Raw genomic sequence first — 17,383 nt, 5'->3', positions numbered from 1 at the left:
GAACCGCACTTTGAGTTATCTCGTATCAGTTAAAGGAAAGGACAAAGTCAGCACTTTGCCCTTCAGTATGAGTGTTATTTGTATTTGGCTTGATATTCCTCTTTTTTATCTGGGGTAACTAATTCAAATGGAATCCATTTGATGGCAGGCACTTTTTCTCCTTTTGCCGCTAAATATGCCACTTCTGCACCAGCAGAGCCTTGCCCCTTGGCTGATTGATAGACGGTAGCATCAAGCCCTTTGCCTAAATATTCCAAGGCATCTGGCGTGGCATCTAAGCCAACAATAAGAATGTCTTCATCTTTTAGTCCAAGTTTACGTGACGCAAGCAACGCCCCAATTGCCATTTCATCATTGTTGCTCACCACAACATTAATCTCTTTATTTGCAGCCAATACGTTTTCAGCAATACTCAACCCTCTATCGCGTTCCCATTTTCCTTCTTGCTCTGTCGCGATGTTGATATTTTTATGTTGTGCAAAAATATCTTTGTTACCTTGAGTACGCTTAGTAACAGCATCTTGCCCTAAAGGCCCTAATAAAATTAATGCATTACCCGATTTGCCATCTAACGTATTCACAATAAAATCCGCTTGAATACGTCCGCCTTCAATCTCATCAGATCCCACATAGCTTGTAACGTATTTCATATCTTCATCATTAGGTTTACGATTGACAATAATGAGAGGAATTTTGGCTTTTTGTGCTTTACGTCCAATGACCTTAACAATATTTGGATCTGTAGGGACAACAAGTAAAGCATCAACATTTTGATCGATAAATGTTTCTACATCATTTAACAAACGAGCGGGATCGCCATTTGCATCGGATAATTTAATTTCCACATCATCGTGTTTTGCATCAAAATCACGAATCGAATCTTGTAAATATGTTTGCCATTTATCAGCGAAAGAATTCATTGGGGCACCAATCACAAGCTGCTTACTCATCACCGCTTGAGAGGTCAATAACAATCCGCCACATAACATTGCTAATAGTGTTTTTTTCATTCTTCTACTCCTATTTTAAAGGTTAGATTGATTACAAAGCCGAAATACCACTATATTGCACAAGGCCTATTTTGTGAATATAAATTTCAATTTTAGATAATTTTGAAACAAATTATCTATTTTTATATATAGCATTAAGGTCAAAGGCTCGCAATCATCAAGTTAAAAAATTGTGAATTAGATCGTGTTTTGCCATTTAAAAATAGAAAAAAGCACATAAAAACTCACATTTTTTCCACCGCACTTATAAAAAATGAAGGTTTAAGCATTTTTCTACCCTTTGATGAGCTTTTCATCGCATAAATCTAGTCCCTAACCAAAAATTTGATCTCCATAACAAAATGAAACATTTCCGTTTGATCATCCAATATTTGAAATGTATATTTCAATCAATGGAGTTTCTTTGATGTAATCAACTTATCTAAAAAGATATAAGGAATCGTTATGTTAGCCTTTATTTCCTTTGTAGGTTTTACGGCATTAGTTGCTGTGTTAGCTTGGTGGTACACCAGAAAAGACGATCTGAGTAACTCGGAAGGGTATTATCTCGCAGGGCGCTCATTAACCGCGGTGTTCATAGCAGGCTCAATGATGCTGACCAATCTTTCTACGGAACATTTAGTTGGCTTGAATGGATTGGCTTATCGTCAAGGATTTATCGTAATGGCTTGGGAAGTGATCGCAGCCATCACCATTGCCGCGTTCGCCCTTTATTTTCTGCCTAAATATCTAAAGCTAGGGATAGCAACAATCCCTGAATTTTTAGAAAAACGCTTTGATAAAGGCACACTACTGATCACCTCCTTACTTTTTTAGGCTGCTATGTCATCTCCTTATTACCTATCGTGCTTTATACTGGTGCTTTAGCATTAGAAAGTTTATTCCAAGTTTCTATGGTCTTTGGCGTGAGCAAAACGACTGCTATTTGGATAATGGTATGGGGCATTGGCATTCTAGGTTCAATTTATGCTATTTTTGGTGGCTTAAAAGCGGTTGCTGTATCTGATACGATTAATGGCGTTGGGTTATTAGTTGGCGGTATTTTAGTTACCGTTTTAGGGCTTGCCTATGTCGGGGCAGGAAACCCTTGGGAAGGGCTGAAAGAAGTCTATCAAGCTAATCCAGACCATTTTAATTCTATTGGCAATAAAAATTCCGTTGTCCCATTCTCCACATTATTTACCAGAATGATTGTATCCAACCTATTCTTCTGGTGTACAAATCAATCTATTATCCAACGTGCTTTAGGTGCAAAAAACCTCAAAGAAGGGCAAAAAGGAGTACTATTCTGTGCATTCCTAAAATTGTTAGGACCTTTACTCATTATCCTTCCGGGAATTGTTGCCTTCCACATTTTCCAAGGACAACTTGATGTGCCAGATCAAGCCTATCCAGATCTTGTACACCTTGTTTTACCTGAAGCATTAGTCGGTTTTTTTGCTGCGGTTGTCGTAGGTGCTGTGCTTTCAACATTTAATAGCGCATTAAATTCTTCCGTTACGCTTTTCTCTCGCAACGTATATAAAACTCAACTCAATCCTAATGCGAGCGATCTTCAATTAGTCAAAGTCGGAAAGATTGTCGGCACAGTTTTAGCAATCATTGCAATGATTGTGGCACCACTGGTTGCTAATGCGCCAGAAGGGCTTTACTTCCTAATTCAACAGCTACAAGGTATTTTTAACGCTCCGATTTTAAGTGTAGTTGTAGTGGGGCTGCTAACCAAACGCGTTCCACCAATTGCGGCAAAATTTGGCTTAATTTTTGGTATGGTTGCTTACATTTTCTGTTCATTTGTTATTAAAGTGGATATTCACTTCTTCCACTTAATCGCCATTCTCTTTGCGATTAATGTAGTGGTCATGCTTATTATTGGTAAAATTGCGCCAATGGAAACACCATATAAAGAAGAATACACCAAACAGGTGGATATTAAACCTTGGGCGTTAGCAAAACCAGTCGCATTAATTATTAGCTTCCTTTCTTTCACTATGTACATTTTTATGGCGCATAATGTCCCTGATTATGTTTGGATTGGCTACTACTGCCTTGGCGCAACATCAATTTTGTATTTTGTCTATGCACTTGTTAAAGAAAAAACAGCACAGTTGAAATCTTAATATAACAGCCACAAAAAACGCCCGAAATGGGCATTTTTTTGAAATCAAATCCCCAATCCCTGCCGAATAAGCTGTTCTTTCAACAAGCTGAATTGATTGGTGGCGCTAAGGCCGATGCCGCGGGCAAGTTTTTTCAGCGGGTTGTTGCCGGCGAAGAGATCTTTTAAGCCTTGCATTGCGATGAGCATTTTTACCGCTTCGGCTTTGCGTGTGCGTTCGTAATAACGTAGGTTGCGGTATTCACCGATGTCTAAGCCTAGGGCAAAATGTTTTTCAATTTCTTGCGCCAGTAGTAGGGCATCTTGCAAGCCGAGATTTACCCCTTGTCCTGCCAGTGGGTGAATGGTGTGTGCGGCATCGCCAATTAGGGCGATACGCGGTTGGGCGAAGTTGCGGGCATAGCGCGCGGTAAGCGGAATGGCTTGGCGTTCGCTTTGCACTTCACATAATCCCAGCTGATTATCAAAGGCGATGCTCAGCTGTTTGTTGAATTCTGTTTGTTCACAGCTGCTCAACTGTTTGGCTTGTTCTGGCGGAAGCGACCACACGATAGAACACTGATTTTCTTGATGTAATGGCAAGAACGCTAAAATGCTATCTGGGGCAAAAATTTGTCTGGCGCAGTGTTGATGTGGCTCTGCGGTTTTCACATTACACACTAAGGCATATTGCCCATAATCACGGAAAATCAGTGGAATATTGGCTTTTTGGCGTAACCAAGAATTTGCGCCGTCTGCGCCCACAACCAGTTTCCCCGCTAACATTTGTCCGTCTGTTAAGGTGAGAATAGAGGTGCTTTCGTTAATCCCCAAGTGTTGCGCTGTTGCGTTGAAAATTTCCACATTTTCTTGTGTTGCCACTCGTTGCCACAGGCTATGTTGAATGATCTGGTTTTCCACAATATGCCCAAGGTGCGGAATGCCTAAGCCTTTGGTGTCAAATTCAATTTTGGCGAAACTGTCTTTTTCCCACACCAGCATTTTATCGTAGGCGGTGGCACGTTCAGCTTGGATGGTTTGCCACGCGTTGAGTTCTTGCAATAAATGTTCGCTCGCAAGATTTAACGCACTAACACGATAAGCAATATTCGCTAAAGAAAAATGCGGCGGATTAGGTTCGAGCAGGGCGATACGCATTGCGGTATTTTTTAATTTGGCAGCGAGCGCAAGCCCGACCATTCCACCACCGATAATAATTAGATCAAAATTTTTCACTATTCTAACCATAGGGTCTGTTGATAATTCATTTTACATTTGAGCTGATGGCTATTTTTTGTGAGAACAAGGCGAACGGGGTGAAGTTTAGCCATTCTAAACGAACCGCGTTCAACACCGTTATCACGAAAAATAGCCCCAGCCCTTCGGGTTATGTTTAAAATTAGCGCACTCTTTGTTGCCGTTCTCACGAAGAGAACCTCTCTTGGTTTCGAACGGCGTCGCGATTGCGCTAATTTTAAACGATAACTCAAATGTACAATGAATTATCAACAGACCCTAATGCTGGTTTAATAAACTGCTGTTTGAGTAAATGAGATTGCGCCATTGCCATTAGCCCCAGATTCCGCCCAATTTGCAACGGTAATAATTCATTGGCAAAGAGAGAAACCAAGCCGTTGGTTAAGTTGATGAGCGTTGTTTGATCCCCTTGGCGTGCATTTTCATATTGGCTTAATAAAGAATAAGTGCCGAGATCTTGCCCTTGCATAAAGGCTTGGCTTAACAATTTAGCTAAGCAAATCACATCACGCATACCAAGATTGAAGCCTTGCCCTGCAATGGGGTGTAAGGTTTGTGCAGCATTGCCGACTAAGGCGGTGCGGTGATGAATGTGCTGGCTGGCTTGATATAACGCCAAAGGATAAGCAAAACGCTTGCCGCATTGTTGCAACTTGCCAAGCCGCCAGCCGAATTGTTGTTGTAGACGGGCAAGAAATGCGTCATCAGGCAATGCCATTAGCTCATCGGGTGATTTCACGCACCATACTAAGGACATTAAATTCTCTTGCATTGGCAGAAGCGCTAATGGGCCTTGCGCAGTGAAACGCTCAAAGGCACGCTGTTGGTGTGGCTGTTGTGCTTGAATGTTGGTGATAATGGCGGTTTGCTGATAATCGCGAAGTTTGTTGATCGCAATGTTGGCAGATTTCGCCACCAAAGATTGTGTGCCGTCTGCGCCGATAATCAGCTGACAAGATAAAGTGCGGTGATTTTTTAGCGAAATTTTCACCCGCACTTGCTCAAATTGGATTCGCTCAATTTCCACTGGGGAAAAATAATCAATGTTGGCGTATTGCTTGATTGCGGTCAGCAAGATTTCTCCCACAGGCTGTAAGGCAACCACCGCGCCCAGTTGTTTTAGCTGAAATTCATCAGCGTGAAATTCGACTAAACCGCTATGACCTTTATCAGAAACGTGAATATGCTCAATGGGGCAGGCAAGGGGTGAAATTTGTTGCCATAATGATTGTTGGTTGGGCAAATTGAGCTGCGCAAGCTGTTGGCAAGAACCTGCTGAAAGGGCAATGCAACGGGCATCAAAACCGCTTTGCTGATGTTGTTGGGGCGCTTGCTTTTCTAATAACGCAATGCGCATTTTGCCTTGAGTTTGCGCGCTTAACGCTAAAGCAAGGGTGCAACCTGCCATTGCGCCGCCCAGGATAATCACATCATAATGCTCAATTTGTTCCATTTTTGCCCCGTTTTACTTCATTGTCATTAAGCGTTATGTGCCATCACTTGTTCGATTTCATCAATTTCTTTTGGCACGGCGCTGGTTAGCACTTTGTTGCCATATTCGGTGATCACAATATCATCTTCAATACGCACGCCAATGCCTTTATATTGCTCAGGCACATCGGCATTAGTTGGAATATACAAGCCCGGCTCAACCGTTAGCACCATTCCCACTTCTAATGGACGATCGCGTAATTTGCTGTCTTTTTCAAGGCTATAACGCCCTACATCGTGGACATCAATACCAAGCCAATGGCCTAATCCGTGCATATAAAAGGTTTTGTAGGCTTCATCGGTGATCAGCTGATCCACTTCCCCTTGCAAAATGCCTAAGCGTACCAAGCCTTCCACTTTAATACGGATCACTTCTTGATTCACTTGCTGAATATTATTGCCAGCCACCAAGGATTTTATGGCGTGCTTTTGTGCATTTAGCACGATTTCATAAATCTCTCGCTGGGCTTGGCTGAATTTGCCATTAACGGGATAAGTGCGGGTAATATCGCCAGCGTAGTAAGCAAATTCACAGCCAGCGTCCACCAATACTAATTCACCGTCTTTTAAAGGCTGATCGTTTTCGTTGTAATGCAGAATACAGCCGTTTTCGCCGCCAGCCACAATGCAATTAAAGGACGGAAAACGTGCGCCAAAGCGGTTAAATTCGTGTAGCAATTCCCCTTCAATTTCAAATTCTAAGCGGTTCGGACGGGTTTGTTTCATTGCCCGTAAATGCCCCAATGCGGTGATTTGCCCTGCTTGTTGTAAAAGCGCAATTTCATTAGAGGATTTGATTAAACGCATTTCATCTAAAATCGCAGCCCAATCAAAAACTTGCGAAAATTGCACCGCACTTTTCTCCAACAATTTATTGCCCCAAGGCTGCACCTCAGAGTTATGGTAAAGTGCGGTGAAATTTTGGCTGATTTTTTGCCATTGTGGGGCAAAATCTTCAATGGAATAGGCTTCGTCTAAGTTTAATTTAGCGGCTGCTTTTTCCACACCCAGACGGCGACCGTTCCAAGTTTCCATTAACGGATCAGAAGGGCGTAAAAACAATATTGTGCGAGATTGTTGCGCGGTTTTGGCTAATACTAAGATCGCATCAGGTTCATTAAAGCCCGTTAAATACCAAAAATAGCTGTCTTGACGGAAAGGATAGTGGGTGTCTTTGTTGCGCACTTGTTCTTGTGCCGAGAAAATAATCGCCAAGGAATTCTCCGCCATTTGCGCCAGCAATTTTTCACGGCGTTGCACAAATTCTTCGGCTGGGATTTGGGCTAAATAAGCAAGATCCATCTTCGTTCTCCTTAATGTAATACGGTTTTCTGCGTGGTTTGGTAAGGGCGATAATGGGCATAAAGCACCGCCACCAAGGTGCGAACATATTCCGCCACTTGTTCTAAGGATTCTGCTAGCTCTTCAGGATCGTCATCTTCTTCATAAGCCAATACGGCGATATTTTGCAGATCATCTAAGGCTTCGCCAATTTCTCCCGTTTCTTTATCCATTTTCGCTTGCACTAAGCCTAAACCGAGCAAAAAGTGGCTTGTCCATTCTGAAAGGGCATCAATTTCGTTAAACACATCGCCATTTTCTGGTAAAAAAAGTTGAAAGTTGAAGCTATCAATATCTTCTAAACTGTGCTGAATATCGTGGTAGAGCGCCGAAACTTCTTTTAACAACGCCGTAGGGTAGGCTTCGCCATTGTTGGTAAATTCATTCATAAAAATGGGCCATTTTTGCTCACTCGCACCGCCACAAATTAAGCCAGTGAGAAAGCCGTGTAATTCGGCCGCGGTAACAGGAATGGTGGCTTGACGGAGTTTTTGTTCTAATTCGTCATAAGAGAGAATATCAGACATAATTTTTTCCTTTTTCTAAAGATAGGTGTAGTTTAGCACTGTTAGATTAAGCTAACCACAATCAGGCGGATTTTTATGACGAAAAATATTTGCTATGGCATAATAGCAAAAAATTTATTTTCACAGAGGATAAGTATGTCATCGCAAAGCATTGAATTGTCTGTATTAGGACAGGTTTTACGTTTAAATTGTCAAGAAGATCAACACGATGCCTTACGCCAAGCTGCTCGCGCATTAGATCAACGAGTATCTGAGATGAAGGAACGGACAGGCATATTACAATTAGAAAAAGTCCTTTCTATCGTGGCGTTAAATCTAAGCTATGAGCTTATCCAACAGCAGCAAGTTACACAGAAAATTGAACAAGCAGTTAGCACACAAATCAAACAACTAGATAACTCTTTGGAAGGCATTTTGGCGCAAAAAACGAATGTCTGATGAAATAATATGATCTTAGCTAAGAATTGGAAAAATTAAACTAGTCAATACAGTTAAATTGCGTTAGTATTACCACAAATTTAAAGATTACCTGAGATGTTCGCTAGTGGGTTACGTCCCTGAGCCGATACTTAACATCTTATGAATCGGTTTCCTATTGTTGGTGTGCAAGCTTACCTTGGCGCAAGCCCTGATGTAAGAAGCCTAAAAACGATAACGACTGATTCCCTTGAACCGTAGGGTTCAAGGACCGACCACTCACAACGGCATCTCGGGTTCCTCCATAAAACAATGAACCTCACAACTCGCAATCAACAACGCCAAATTATTCGCCAACAAATTCGTCAATTACGCCAATCTCTTAGCCCAGCTGAGCAAAACCTTGCTGAACAAAAAATCACTCAACAAGCCCTTGATTTCATAGAAAAAAACAAGCTAAGCATGTCGGATTGTATCTTTCTTTTGATGGCGAAATCTCAACAAAACAGCTAATTCAGCAATTATGGAAAAAAAACATCGCTGTTTATCTGCCCATTCTGCATCCTTTTTCAGCTAATAATTTGCTCTTTCTCCGCTATCATCCAAACAGCCCATTGCAAAAAAACAAATTTGGCATCTTAGAGCCGAAATTAGATGTCCGAAATGTTCTCCCAACCAATGAACTTGACATCATATTTACCCCACTTGTCGCCTTCGATAAACAAGGCAACCGCCTTGGAATGGGCGGCGGCTTTTACGACCGAACTTTGCAAAACTGGCAACAAAAAAACTTCCTCCCTATCGGCTTAGCCCACCAATGCCAGCAAGTGGACGCATTACCCGTAGAAAGCTGGGACATTCCGCTGTTTGGGGTGTTGGTGGGGTGATAAGTTAATAAAATAATAAGTGCGGTGCAATTTTCACGATTTTTTTCGTTTTGCTCTCGGGTGTGCAGAATCATAAACCTGTGCTAAATGTTGGAAATCAAGGTGGGTGTAAATTTGTGTGGTAGAAAGATTGCTATGCCCGAGTAACTCTTGCACAACGCGTAAATCGGAGCTGCTTTCCAGCATATGCGTGGCGAAAGAATGGCGTAGTTTATGAGGGTTCAAATGACTAGATAGCCCTTGTTTAATGCCCCACACTTCCATCCGTTTTTGGATTGAACGGTGGCTCATTCGGTTACCAAGCTGGCTAACAAACAAGGCATCATCTTTTGGATTAAATAACAACCGCACTTTTAGCCATTGCTGAAGCGCGTGCGAAGCATAGCGCCCAAAAGGCAAAATTCGCTCTTTGTTGCCTTTCCCGATTACACGCACTTCACGTACTCGCAGATTGATGCTATTTAAGTTCAGCCCTTGCAATTCAGATAAACGCAAACCTGAACTATACATTAGCTCTAGCATCGCTTTATCCCGCAAATCGATTGGCTCTTTACTGTCGTTGGCTAATAATTGTTGAACCTGTTCGTTATCCAAATTTTTAGGTAAATGCTTGCCTTGCTTCGGTGCAGATACGCCAACCGCAGGATTCACAGAAAGCTCACCTTGCTGTACAAGAAAGCTCAAAAATTGGCGTAATGCCGATAAGCGCAAGGCTAAACTTTTTTCGTGTAAGCCTGCTTTTTTGCTTTGCGCTAACACAAAGCGCACCACACTGGGGGTTACCTGCTGCCACTGAGAAATTTCATTTTCCTGCAACAACGCCACCACCGCCTCAAGCTGACGCTGGTAATTGCTCAATGTATGTGGACTTACCTGCCGTTCAATGCGCAGATAATTCCAATAATTATTGAGTTGTTGGTGCATTTCAATTTCTCTATTAAAAACAACGTGAAAAACAAAGTGCGGTGCAAAATAATGGATAATTACAACCTAATCACCCCATCATAAATATGCGTGGCATCGCCAGTCATATAAAGTGGGTGGCCTTCGCCTTGCCATTCGATAGTCAAACTGCCGCCTGGGAGATCCACTTGCACTTTGTTATCCAAAAGGCCTTGCATAATGCCCACCGCAGCGGCGGCACAAGCGCCACTGCCACAGGCTTGGGTTTCGCCAGCACCGCGTTCATAAACGCGCAATTTAATGTGGTTACGATTAATCACTTGCATAAAGCCTGCGTTTACGCGTTCTGGAAAACGTTCGTGGCTTTCTAATAGTGGGCCTAATTGTTCTACATTGGTGGTGGTAATGTCCTCAACTTGCACCACGCAATGTGGGTTACCCATTGAAACCGCACCACATAGCACGGTTTGAATGTCGGTGCGTAAAATGTAGTTTTTCTCGAATTTGTTGGCGATAAATGGGATTTTCGCGGGTTCCCAAATAGGTTCGCCCATATTCACGCGGATCATTCCGTCATCTTGCACCGTTAGGATCATTTTGCCTTTGGCGGTGCTAACGGCGATGTCTTTTTTATCCGTCAAACCTTTCATTGTAACAAAACGGGCAAAACAGCGCGCGCCATTGCCGCATTGTGCCACTTCACTGCCATCTGCATTGAAAATGCGATAGTGAAAATCCAAATCAGGATCATAAGGTGGCTCAACCACTAAAAGCTGATCAAAGCCAATTCCTGTGTGGCGATCCGCCAGTTTTTTGATGGTTTCAGTGGGGAAGTAAGCGTTTTGCGTAACGGCATCGACCACCACAAAATCATTGCCTAATCCGTGCATTTTGGAAAATTGCATTTTTCCGTCCTTATTGAAAATCGTTAATTAGGCGCAATTATAAAGGTGAAGTGAGATTGAGTAAACTCTCCATTAGTGCAACCTATCGTTCTAAAATGATTAATAGATTTTTTTAAAATTTTTTTCATTTTACTCTTGAAATTACCAAATTAGTCCTCACTTACTTGAACAAGCAAGCCGAGCCGTACAGGCTAGGCAACAGAATTTAATATTGAGGAAGAATAGATTATGAATATAGAAAAATTTACCACAAGATTTCAACAAGCCTTGAGCGAAGCGCAGTCTTTAGCCTTAGGCAAAGATAACCAGTTTATCGAACCCGTGCATTTAATGGCGGCCTTGTTAAATCAAGAAGGCAGTTCCGTTGCACCGATTTTAACCGCAAGTGGCGTGAATGTTGCAATGTTACGCAACGAGCTTAATGCTGAACTCAACCGCTTACCGCAAGTTTCTGGTAACGGTGGTGATGTGCAGATTTCGCGCAACTTGTTGAATTTATTAAATTTATGCGACAAGCTCGCACAGCAAAAACAAGATAAATATATTTCATCAGAACTCTTTTTATTAGCCGCGTTAGAAGAAAAAGGCAGCTTAAGCGAAATATTACGCAAGTGCGGTGTAAAAAAAGAGAATTTACAACAAGCGATTGAACAAATTAGAGGAGGTCAGTCAGTGAACGACCAAAATGCAGAAGAAAGCCGTCAGGCATTAGAAAAATATACCATTGATTTAACCGCACGCGCGGAAAGTGGCAAATTAGATCCTGTGATTGGACGTGATGAAGAAATTCGCCGTACAATCCAAGTGTTACAACGCCGTACAAAAAACAACCCAGTGTTAATTGGCGAACCTGGTGTAGGTAAAACCGCGATTGTTGAAGGCCTTGCACAACGTATTGTAAATGGCGAAGTGCCAGAAGGATTAAAAAATAAACGCGTACTTTCCCTTGATATGGGCGCATTAATTGCGGGTGCAAAATACCGTGGTGAGTTTGAAGAGCGCTTAAAAGCCGTGCTTAACGAAATCGCCAAAGAAGAAGGCCGTGTGATTTTATTCATTGATGAAATTCATACAATGGTTGGTGCAGGTAAAACTGACGGTGCAATGGATGCAGGTAACTTATTAAAACCTTCCCTTGCGCGTGGTGAATTGCACTGTGTGGGCGCAACCACCCTTGATGAATATCGTCAATATATTGAAAAAGATGCCGCACTTGAGCGCCGTTTCCAAAAAGTTTTTGTGGACGAACCAAGTGTTGAAGACACCATTGCTATCTTGCGTGGTTTGAAAGAACGTTACGAAATTCACCATCACGTTCAAATTACAGACCCTGCAATCGTTGCGGCGGCGACACTTTCGCATCGTTATATTTCAGATCGTCAATTACCAGACAAAGCCATTGATTTAATTGACGAAGCGGCATCGAGTATCCGTATGGAAATTGACTCAAAACCAGAGCCGTTAGATAGACTTGAACGCCGTATTATCCAATTAAAATTGGAACAACAAGCGTTACAAAAAGAAGACGATAACGCCAGCCGCAAACGCTTAGAAATGCTTGAAAAAGAATTAGCTGAAAAAGAGCGTGAATATGCGGAATTAGAAGAAGTGTGGAAAAGCGAAAAAGCAGCGCTTTCTGGCACACAGCATATTAAAGCAGAATTAGAAAATGCACGCACCCAAATGGAACAAGCGCGCCGCGTGGGCGATTTAAACAAAATGTCTGAATTGCAATACGGACGCATTCCAGAGCTTGAAAAACAACTTGCTCAAGCAGAAAGTGCAGAGGGCAAAGAAATGCACTTGTTACGCTATCGTGTAACTGATGAAGAAATTGCAGAAGTGCTTTCGCGTGCCACTGGTATCCCTGTTTCTCGTATGATGGAAGGGGAAAAAGAAAAATTATTGCGTATGGAAAAAGAATTACACAAACGTGTAGTTGGACAAAATGAAGCCGTGGTTGCCGTTGCGAACGCCATTCGCCGTAGCCGTGCAGGATTGTCTGATCCAAACCGTCCGATTGGTTCATTCTTATTCTTAGGGCCAACAGGGGTAGGTAAAACAGAATTGTGTAAAACTCTTGCCAACTTCTTGTTTGATGATGAAAACGCAATGGTACGCATTGATATGTCCGAGTTTATGGAAAAACACAGCGTATCTCGCTTAGTGGGCGCACCACCGGGATATGTGGGCTATGAAGAAGGTGGTTACTTAACCGAAGCCGTTCGCCGCCGTCCATATTCTGTCGTGTTATTGGACGAAGTAGAAAAAGCGCACCCAGATGTTTTCAACATCTTATTACAAGTGCTTGATGACGGACGTTTAACTGATGGTCAAGGTCGCACCGTAGATTTCCGTAATACCGTAGTGATTATGACATCAAACTTAGGTTCAGACTTAATCCAAGGCAACCGTGATCTTGGCTATGAAGGAATGAAAGAAGTGGTAATGTCGGTGGTAAGCCAACACTTCCGCCCTGAGTTTATTAACCGTATTGATGAAACAGTGGTATTCCACCCATTGGATAAAGAAAACATTCGCACCATCGCGAAAATCCAATTAAAACGTTTAGAAAAACGTATGGAATCACACGGCTATCACTTAGCCTTCACAGATGCGGCGTTAGACTTCATCGGCGAAATTGGTTATGACCCAATTTACGGCGCAAGACCGCTTAAACGTGCGATTCAACAAGAAGTGGAAAACCCACTCGCACAACAAATTCTCTCAGGGGAATTAATCCCAGGGAAAACCATTACCCTTGATTACGTTGATGGTAAAATCACAGCAAGTCAATCGTAATTCTTCCCAAAAAAGCACCGCACTTTGATTTATGCGGTAACCCAAGCCTCGCGAAAGCGGGGCTTTTTGTTTGTCAAAGGGCGGTGCTTTTAGTCATTCCCAGATTAAGCTATAATGCCAGCCACATTTATTTAGCGAAGGAATTAATTATGCAAAATCCAAAAGATGATGTGCTTTATGCCCCTGTTGAGTGGGTTGATCATAGCGAAGGCTATACGGATATTCTTTATCACAAATCCACCGATGGCATTGCCAAAATCACCATTAACCGTCCAGAAGTACGTAACGCTTTTCGTCCGCAGACCGTGAAAGAAATGATCCACGCGTTTTCAGATGCACGTTTTGATGAAAATGTGGGGGTGATCGTGCTAACCGGGCAAGGGGAAAAAGCGTTCTGTTCAGGTGGCGATCAAAAAGTGCGTGGTGATTACGGCGGTTATAAAGATGACGCTGGCGTACATCATCTAAACGTGTTGGATTTTCAGCGTGATATTCGTAGCTGCCCGAAACCTGTGGTGGCAATGGTGGCAGGTTATGCTATCGGTGGCGGCCACGTTTTACATATGCTTTGCGATCTGACGATTGCGGCGGAAAATGCCATTTTCGGTCAAACAGGCCCGAAAGTGGGATCGTTCGATGGTGGCTGGGGCGCAAGCTATATGGCACGCATTGTAGGGCAGAAAAAAGCGCGTGAAATTTGGTTCTTATGTCGTCAATATAATGCACAAGAAGCCTTGGATATGGGCTTAGTGAACACGGTTGTGCCTTATGCAGAGTTAGAAAAAGAGACCGTGCGCTGGTGTCGTGAAATGTTGCGTAACAGCCCAATTGCGTTACGTTGCTTAAAAGCCGCATTAAACGCAGATTGTGATGGACAGGCTGGCTTACAAGAGCTAGCAGGCAACGCTACAATGCTGTTCTATATGACAGAAGAAGGGCAAGAAGGACGCAACGCCTTCAATGAAAAACGTGCGCCAGACTTCAGCAAATTTAAACGCAATCCATAATCATCAAGTGCGGTGAAAAATCTCAAAATTTTCACCGCACTTTGTTTTTTATTTTTAGACCAATGCAAGAAATCTCTCTCAAAAAAATCACCCTATTTTGGACAGTGGTGGTACTCTTAAATGCCGCACTGTGTTTTTTCTGTGGGCTAATGGTGTCGCACCACCCAATGTCTATCCTAGGAATGTTAGCGGGTATCGGGTGTTTTATTGGCTTTTATACTTTTTTAGATTACAAGTTATTGATAAAACAACAATATTTATGCCGTAAAGCATTACGACAAGGGGGAATCATCAGGGCATTCTCTCAACTTTCCATCTTGCTACATTTCTCCATTGAATTTTTCTGCGGCATTGTTGCATTGAGTACGCTCGAAGTATTATTTCACGGAAGTTTACCCCTTTTTGTACACAGCTTCCTGGCTACATTACTAACGGGGTTAGCCCTTTCTGCCCTACTCGCCCTTTTTGGCTTGATATGTTTTATTATGCTGAAACTTCGCGCCAAAGCAAATTATCAATAAAGGAGAAACTATGCGTTCTTATCAGCTTTATCGTTATCAAATCCCAATGGATTCGCAAGTGGTGCTGCGCAACCGCTTTTTGAAATTGCGTGAAGGGTTGCTTGTGCAGGTGCGTTGTGGTGAACACGAAGGTTGGGGAGAAATTGCGCCCTTGCCCGAATTTAGCCAAGAAACCTTGGAACAAGCGCAAGAGCAGGCGATCCAATGGTTGAAAGATTGGGACGTAGCACGCAGTCAAAATCAAAAATTGTCCTTGGACGGGTTGTATCCTTCCGTGGCGTTTGGGCTAAGTTGTGCCTTGGCAGAAATGAAAGGGGAATTACCTGCTGAGGGCAATTATCGCACCGCCCCGCTCTGTTATGGCGATCCTGATGAGTTGTACGCTGAACTCAATCAAATTGAGGGCGAGAAAATCGCAAAAATCAAGGTGGGCTTATACGAAGCCAATCGCGATGGTTTAATCGCCGATATGTTTTTGGAAGCCATTCCTGATCTTAAATTACGTTTAGATGCCAATCGTGCATGGACACCTGCGAAAGCGCAGCTGTTTGCCAAATATATTAAGCCTGAACATCGTGGGCGTATTCAATTTTTGGAAGAGCCTTGCAAAACCCCTGAAGAAAGCCGTCAGTTCGCCGCTGAAACAGGCATTGCTATCGCGTGGGACGAAAGCGTGCGCGAGCCAAATTTTCAAGTGAAAAAAGAACCGCACTTAGCCGCAATTATTATTAAACCGACTCTAGTGGGCAGCCTTGCGCGTTGTGTTGAACTGATTGAACAGGCCCATCAACAAGGCATTATGGCGGTGATCAGCTCATCTTTAGAAAGCAGTTTTGGGTTAACGCAACTGGCTCGCATTGCGCAGCGTTACACGCCAGATACCACGCCGGGCTTGGATACGCTAGATCTTATGCAATATCAGCTTGTTCGCCCGTGGCAAGGCTCAACGTTACCATTATTGGAACTGAACAGCGAAAATATCGTCAAAGTAAATATGGATTAAAATTTGCATTGGTTCGACCAGCCATAAGGCAACGGCAATTTTTAGAAAAATCATTATAATGCAATAAATTAAAGGGAAAAGGATTAATTATGTCAGCATCTGCACGAATTTTGTTACTTAATGGCCCGAATTTGAATATGTTAGGCAAACGTGAGCCAAAGCATTATGGCAGTCTTTCTTTGCCCGCCATTGAGCAACGAATGCAGGATCTTGCAGCCGCACATCAAATTGAATTGACCTGCTTTCAAGCGAACAGCGAAGAAAAATTGATCGATAAAATTCATCAAAGTTTCCAACAGGTGGATTTTATTATTATTAATCCCGCAGCTTATACGCACACCAGCGTTGCCTTGCGTGATGCTTTGCTGGCTGTCGCTATTCCTTTTGTGGAAGTGCATTTGTCCAACGTGCATAAGCGTGAGCCATTCCGTCATCATTCTTATTTTAGCGATGTGGCAGAAGGCGTGATTTGCGGATTAGGCGCGCAAGGCTATGAATTTGCTTTCCATTATGCGCGACAATATTTAGCAAATAAGGCATAATTTGCCGAAAATTTCGCGAAATTGACAGAATTTTGTCGCAAAAAGGATCGTTTTCAGGTAATCTTTGCCACGGAAATTTAAGTTTAAAAACCACCGCACTTTGTATTACTCATTTTGTGTTAGCCATAAAGTGCGGTGAAAAATATTCACATTTTAGGAAAAAACTATGGATATTCGTAAAATTAAAAAACTCATCGAATTAGTTGAAGAATCAGGCATTATGGAGCTTGAAATTTCTGAAGGCGAAGAATCTGTTCGCATTAATCGTGGTTCACCTTCAGCCACTGCGGTGCAATATACCGTACCAAGTGTTGCCCCTGTTGCACAGCCTGCAACCCCAACAGTGACACAGCCTACCCCAGTAGCAGAAGTGCCAGCGGTTACGGAAGTATCAGGTCATCAAGTGCGTTCACCAATGGTGGGAACCTTCTACCGTAGCCCAAGCCCAGATGCCAAACCATTTGTTGAAGTAGGGCAAACCGTGAAAGTGGGTGATGCCCTTTGTATTGTTGAAGCAATGAAAATGATGAACCGCATTGAAGCTGACAAAGCAGGTGTGGTAAAAGCGATCTTAATTAATGACGGCGAACCGGTTGAGTTTGATGAGCCGTTAATCGTTATCGAATAATTCATTTCTATCTAGGCGGAGCGTGGCTTCGCCTTACAATTCTA

The 17,383-nt window shown here is 42.7% G+C and carries 16 protein-coding genes, 1 other RNA gene and 1 pseudogene; 11 read left to right on the top strand and 7 right to left on the bottom strand.

Going from position 1 to position 17,383, the window contains the following annotated elements; genetic code table 11:
• Positions 1-74 precede the first annotated feature (74 nt).
• Positions 75-1,010 (bottom strand): substrate-binding domain-containing protein, encoded by a 936-nt coding sequence (locus tag C3007_RS06655; protein WP_103853705.1) that lies wholly within the window; start codon positions 1,008-1,010, stop codon positions 75-77.
• Between the two features lie 444 nt (positions 1,011-1,454).
• Between C3007_RS06655 and C3007_RS11795 the strand changes: the two genes are divergently transcribed.
• Positions 1,455-1,826 carry a sodium:solute symporter family transporter gene (locus tag C3007_RS11795; protein ID WP_256594093.1) on the top strand — a complete coding sequence of 124 codons (372 nt, stop codon included), beginning with the start codon at positions 1,455-1,457 and terminating at the stop codon, positions 1,824-1,826.
• Between the two features lie 29 nt (positions 1,827-1,855).
• Positions 1,856-3,130, top strand: coding sequence for a solute:sodium symporter family transporter (locus C3007_RS06650; RefSeq protein WP_256594092.1), 1,275 nt, complete (start codon positions 1,856-1,858; stop codon positions 3,128-3,130).
• A 44-nt stretch (positions 3,131-3,174) separates the two neighbouring features.
• Here C3007_RS06650 and C3007_RS06645 read toward each other — a convergent pair whose 3' ends face one another.
• The 4 genes from C3007_RS06645 to C3007_RS06625 form a co-directional block, all read right to left on the bottom strand.
• Entirely contained in the window at positions 3,175-4,344 is a 1,170-nt protein-coding gene (locus tag C3007_RS06645) for an FAD-dependent monooxygenase (protein ID WP_103853704.1), read from the bottom strand.
• A 250-nt stretch (positions 4,345-4,594) separates the two neighbouring features.
• Positions 4,595-5,818, bottom strand: coding sequence for a 2-octaprenyl-6-methoxyphenyl hydroxylase (ubiH, locus tag C3007_RS06635; RefSeq protein WP_103853702.1), 1,224 nt, complete (start codon positions 5,816-5,818; stop codon positions 4,595-4,597).
• Positions 5,819-5,844: 26 nt separating this feature from the next.
• On the bottom strand, positions 5,845-7,158 hold the full coding sequence (gene pepP / locus C3007_RS06630) for a Xaa-Pro aminopeptidase (RefSeq protein ID WP_103853701.1): 1,314 nt from the start codon (positions 7,156-7,158) through the stop codon (positions 5,845-5,847).
• Between the two features lie 11 nt (positions 7,159-7,169).
• On the bottom strand, positions 7,170-7,715 hold the full coding sequence (locus tag C3007_RS06625) for a YecA/YgfB family protein (RefSeq protein WP_172459851.1): 546 nt from the start codon (positions 7,713-7,715) through the stop codon (positions 7,170-7,172).
• Positions 7,716-7,859: 144 nt separating this feature from the next.
• Here C3007_RS06625 and C3007_RS06620 point away from each other — a divergent pair, with 144 nt between their 5' ends.
• The 3 genes and pseudogenes from C3007_RS06620 to C3007_RS06610 all read left to right on the top strand — a co-directional run bounded on the left by C3007_RS06620 (position 7,860) and on the right by C3007_RS06610 (position 9,028).
• The gene (locus tag C3007_RS06620; RefSeq protein WP_103853699.1) at positions 7,860-8,162 is read left to right on the top strand and encodes a cell division protein ZapA; all 303 of its coding nucleotides are present in this window, start codon (positions 7,860-7,862) and stop codon (positions 8,160-8,162) included.
• An 85-nt stretch (positions 8,163-8,247) separates the two neighbouring features.
• Positions 8,248-8,444, top strand: a non-coding RNA gene (gene ssrS / locus C3007_RS06615) — 6S RNA.
• Positions 8,445-8,453: 9 nt separating this feature from the next.
• Positions 8,454-9,028, top strand: a pseudogene (locus tag C3007_RS06610) (5-formyltetrahydrofolate cyclo-ligase).
• Between the two features lie 33 nt (positions 9,029-9,061).
• Here the strand turns inward: C3007_RS06610 and xerC are convergent.
• Positions 9,062-9,952 (bottom strand): tyrosine recombinase XerC, encoded by an 891-nt coding sequence (xerC, locus tag C3007_RS06605; RefSeq protein ID WP_103853698.1) that lies wholly within the window; start codon positions 9,950-9,952, stop codon positions 9,062-9,064.
• Between the two features lie 59 nt (positions 9,953-10,011).
• Positions 10,012-10,836: a diaminopimelate epimerase gene (gene dapF / locus C3007_RS06600; protein WP_103853697.1), complete on the bottom strand. Its 825-nt coding sequence runs from the start codon at positions 10,834-10,836 to the stop codon at positions 10,012-10,014.
• Positions 10,837-11,064: 228 nt separating this feature from the next.
• Between dapF and clpB the strand changes: the two genes are divergently transcribed.
• The 6 genes from clpB (at position 11,065) to accB (ending at position 17,339) form a co-directional block, all read left to right on the top strand.
• Positions 11,065-13,638 (top strand): ATP-dependent chaperone ClpB, encoded by a 2,574-nt coding sequence (clpB, locus tag C3007_RS06595; protein WP_103853696.1) that lies wholly within the window; start codon positions 11,065-11,067, stop codon positions 13,636-13,638.
• Positions 13,639-13,787: 149 nt separating this feature from the next.
• Complete coding sequence (gene menB, locus C3007_RS06590) at positions 13,788-14,645, top strand: 1,4-dihydroxy-2-naphthoyl-CoA synthase (protein ID WP_103853695.1); 858 nt, start codon at positions 13,788-13,790, stop codon at positions 14,643-14,645.
• Between the two features lie 62 nt (positions 14,646-14,707).
• A complete protein-coding gene (locus C3007_RS06585) occupies positions 14,708-15,166 on the top strand; it encodes a hypothetical protein (protein WP_123772530.1) in 459 nt (152 codons plus the stop codon).
• Positions 15,167-15,176: 10 nt separating this feature from the next.
• Entirely contained in the window at positions 15,177-16,169 is a 993-nt protein-coding gene (gene menC / locus C3007_RS06580) for an o-succinylbenzoate synthase (RefSeq protein ID WP_103853693.1), read from the top strand.
• 89 nt (positions 16,170-16,258) lie between these two features.
• A complete protein-coding gene (aroQ, locus tag C3007_RS06575) occupies positions 16,259-16,711 on the top strand; it encodes a type II 3-dehydroquinate dehydratase (protein WP_103853692.1) in 453 nt (150 codons plus the stop codon).
• A 166-nt stretch (positions 16,712-16,877) separates the two neighbouring features.
• Entirely contained in the window at positions 16,878-17,339 is a 462-nt protein-coding gene (gene accB, locus C3007_RS06570; protein WP_103853691.1) for an acetyl-CoA carboxylase biotin carboxyl carrier protein, read from the top strand.
• Positions 17,340-17,383 lie beyond the last annotated feature (44 nt).

Source organism: Avibacterium gallinarum, assembly GCF_002921135.1.
In the GTDB taxonomy this organism is placed as follows: domain Bacteria; phylum Pseudomonadota; class Gammaproteobacteria; order Enterobacterales; family Pasteurellaceae; genus Avibacterium; species Avibacterium gallinarum.
Note: the sequence above shows the minus strand (reverse complement) of the source record. Positions and strands in the feature narration are given on the sequence as shown.

What these genes read in the sequence shown, in the direction of transcription:
- C3007_RS06620 (WP_103853699.1), top strand. Translation starts at nt 7,860, where the DNA reads ATGTCATCGCAAAGCATTGAATTGTCTGTATTAGGACAGGTTTTACGT.
- C3007_RS11795 (WP_256594093.1), top strand. Translation starts at nt 1,455, where the DNA reads ATGTTAGCCTTTATTTCCTTTGTAGGTTTTACGGCATTAGTTGCTGTG.
- C3007_RS06585 (WP_123772530.1), top strand. Translation starts at nt 14,708, where the DNA reads ATGCAAGAAATCTCTCTCAAAAAAATCACCCTATTTTGGACAGTGGTG.
- menB (WP_103853695.1), top strand. Translation starts at nt 13,788, where the DNA reads ATGCAAAATCCAAAAGATGATGTGCTTTATGCCCCTGTTGAGTGGGTT.
- ubiH (WP_103853702.1), bottom strand. Translation starts at nt 5,818, where the DNA reads ATGGAACAAATTGAGCATTATGATGTGATTATCCTGGGCGGCGCAATG.
- xerC (WP_103853698.1), bottom strand. Translation starts at nt 9,952, where the DNA reads ATGCACCAACAACTCAATAATTATTGGAATTATCTGCGCATTGAACGG.
- C3007_RS06655 (WP_103853705.1), bottom strand. Translation starts at nt 1,010, where the DNA reads ATGAAAAAAACACTATTAGCAATGTTATGTGGCGGATTGTTATTGACC.
- menC (WP_103853693.1), top strand. Translation starts at nt 15,177, where the DNA reads ATGCGTTCTTATCAGCTTTATCGTTATCAAATCCCAATGGATTCGCAA.
- dapF (WP_103853697.1), bottom strand. Translation starts at nt 10,836, where the DNA reads ATGCAATTTTCCAAAATGCACGGATTAGGCAATGATTTTGTGGTGGTC.
- pepP (WP_103853701.1), bottom strand. Translation starts at nt 7,158, where the DNA reads ATGGATCTTGCTTATTTAGCCCAAATCCCAGCCGAAGAATTTGTGCAA.
- accB (WP_103853691.1), top strand. Translation starts at nt 16,878, where the DNA reads ATGGATATTCGTAAAATTAAAAAACTCATCGAATTAGTTGAAGAATCA.
- aroQ (WP_103853692.1), top strand. Translation starts at nt 16,259, where the DNA reads ATGTCAGCATCTGCACGAATTTTGTTACTTAATGGCCCGAATTTGAAT.
- clpB (WP_103853696.1), top strand. Translation starts at nt 11,065, where the DNA reads ATGAATATAGAAAAATTTACCACAAGATTTCAACAAGCCTTGAGCGAA.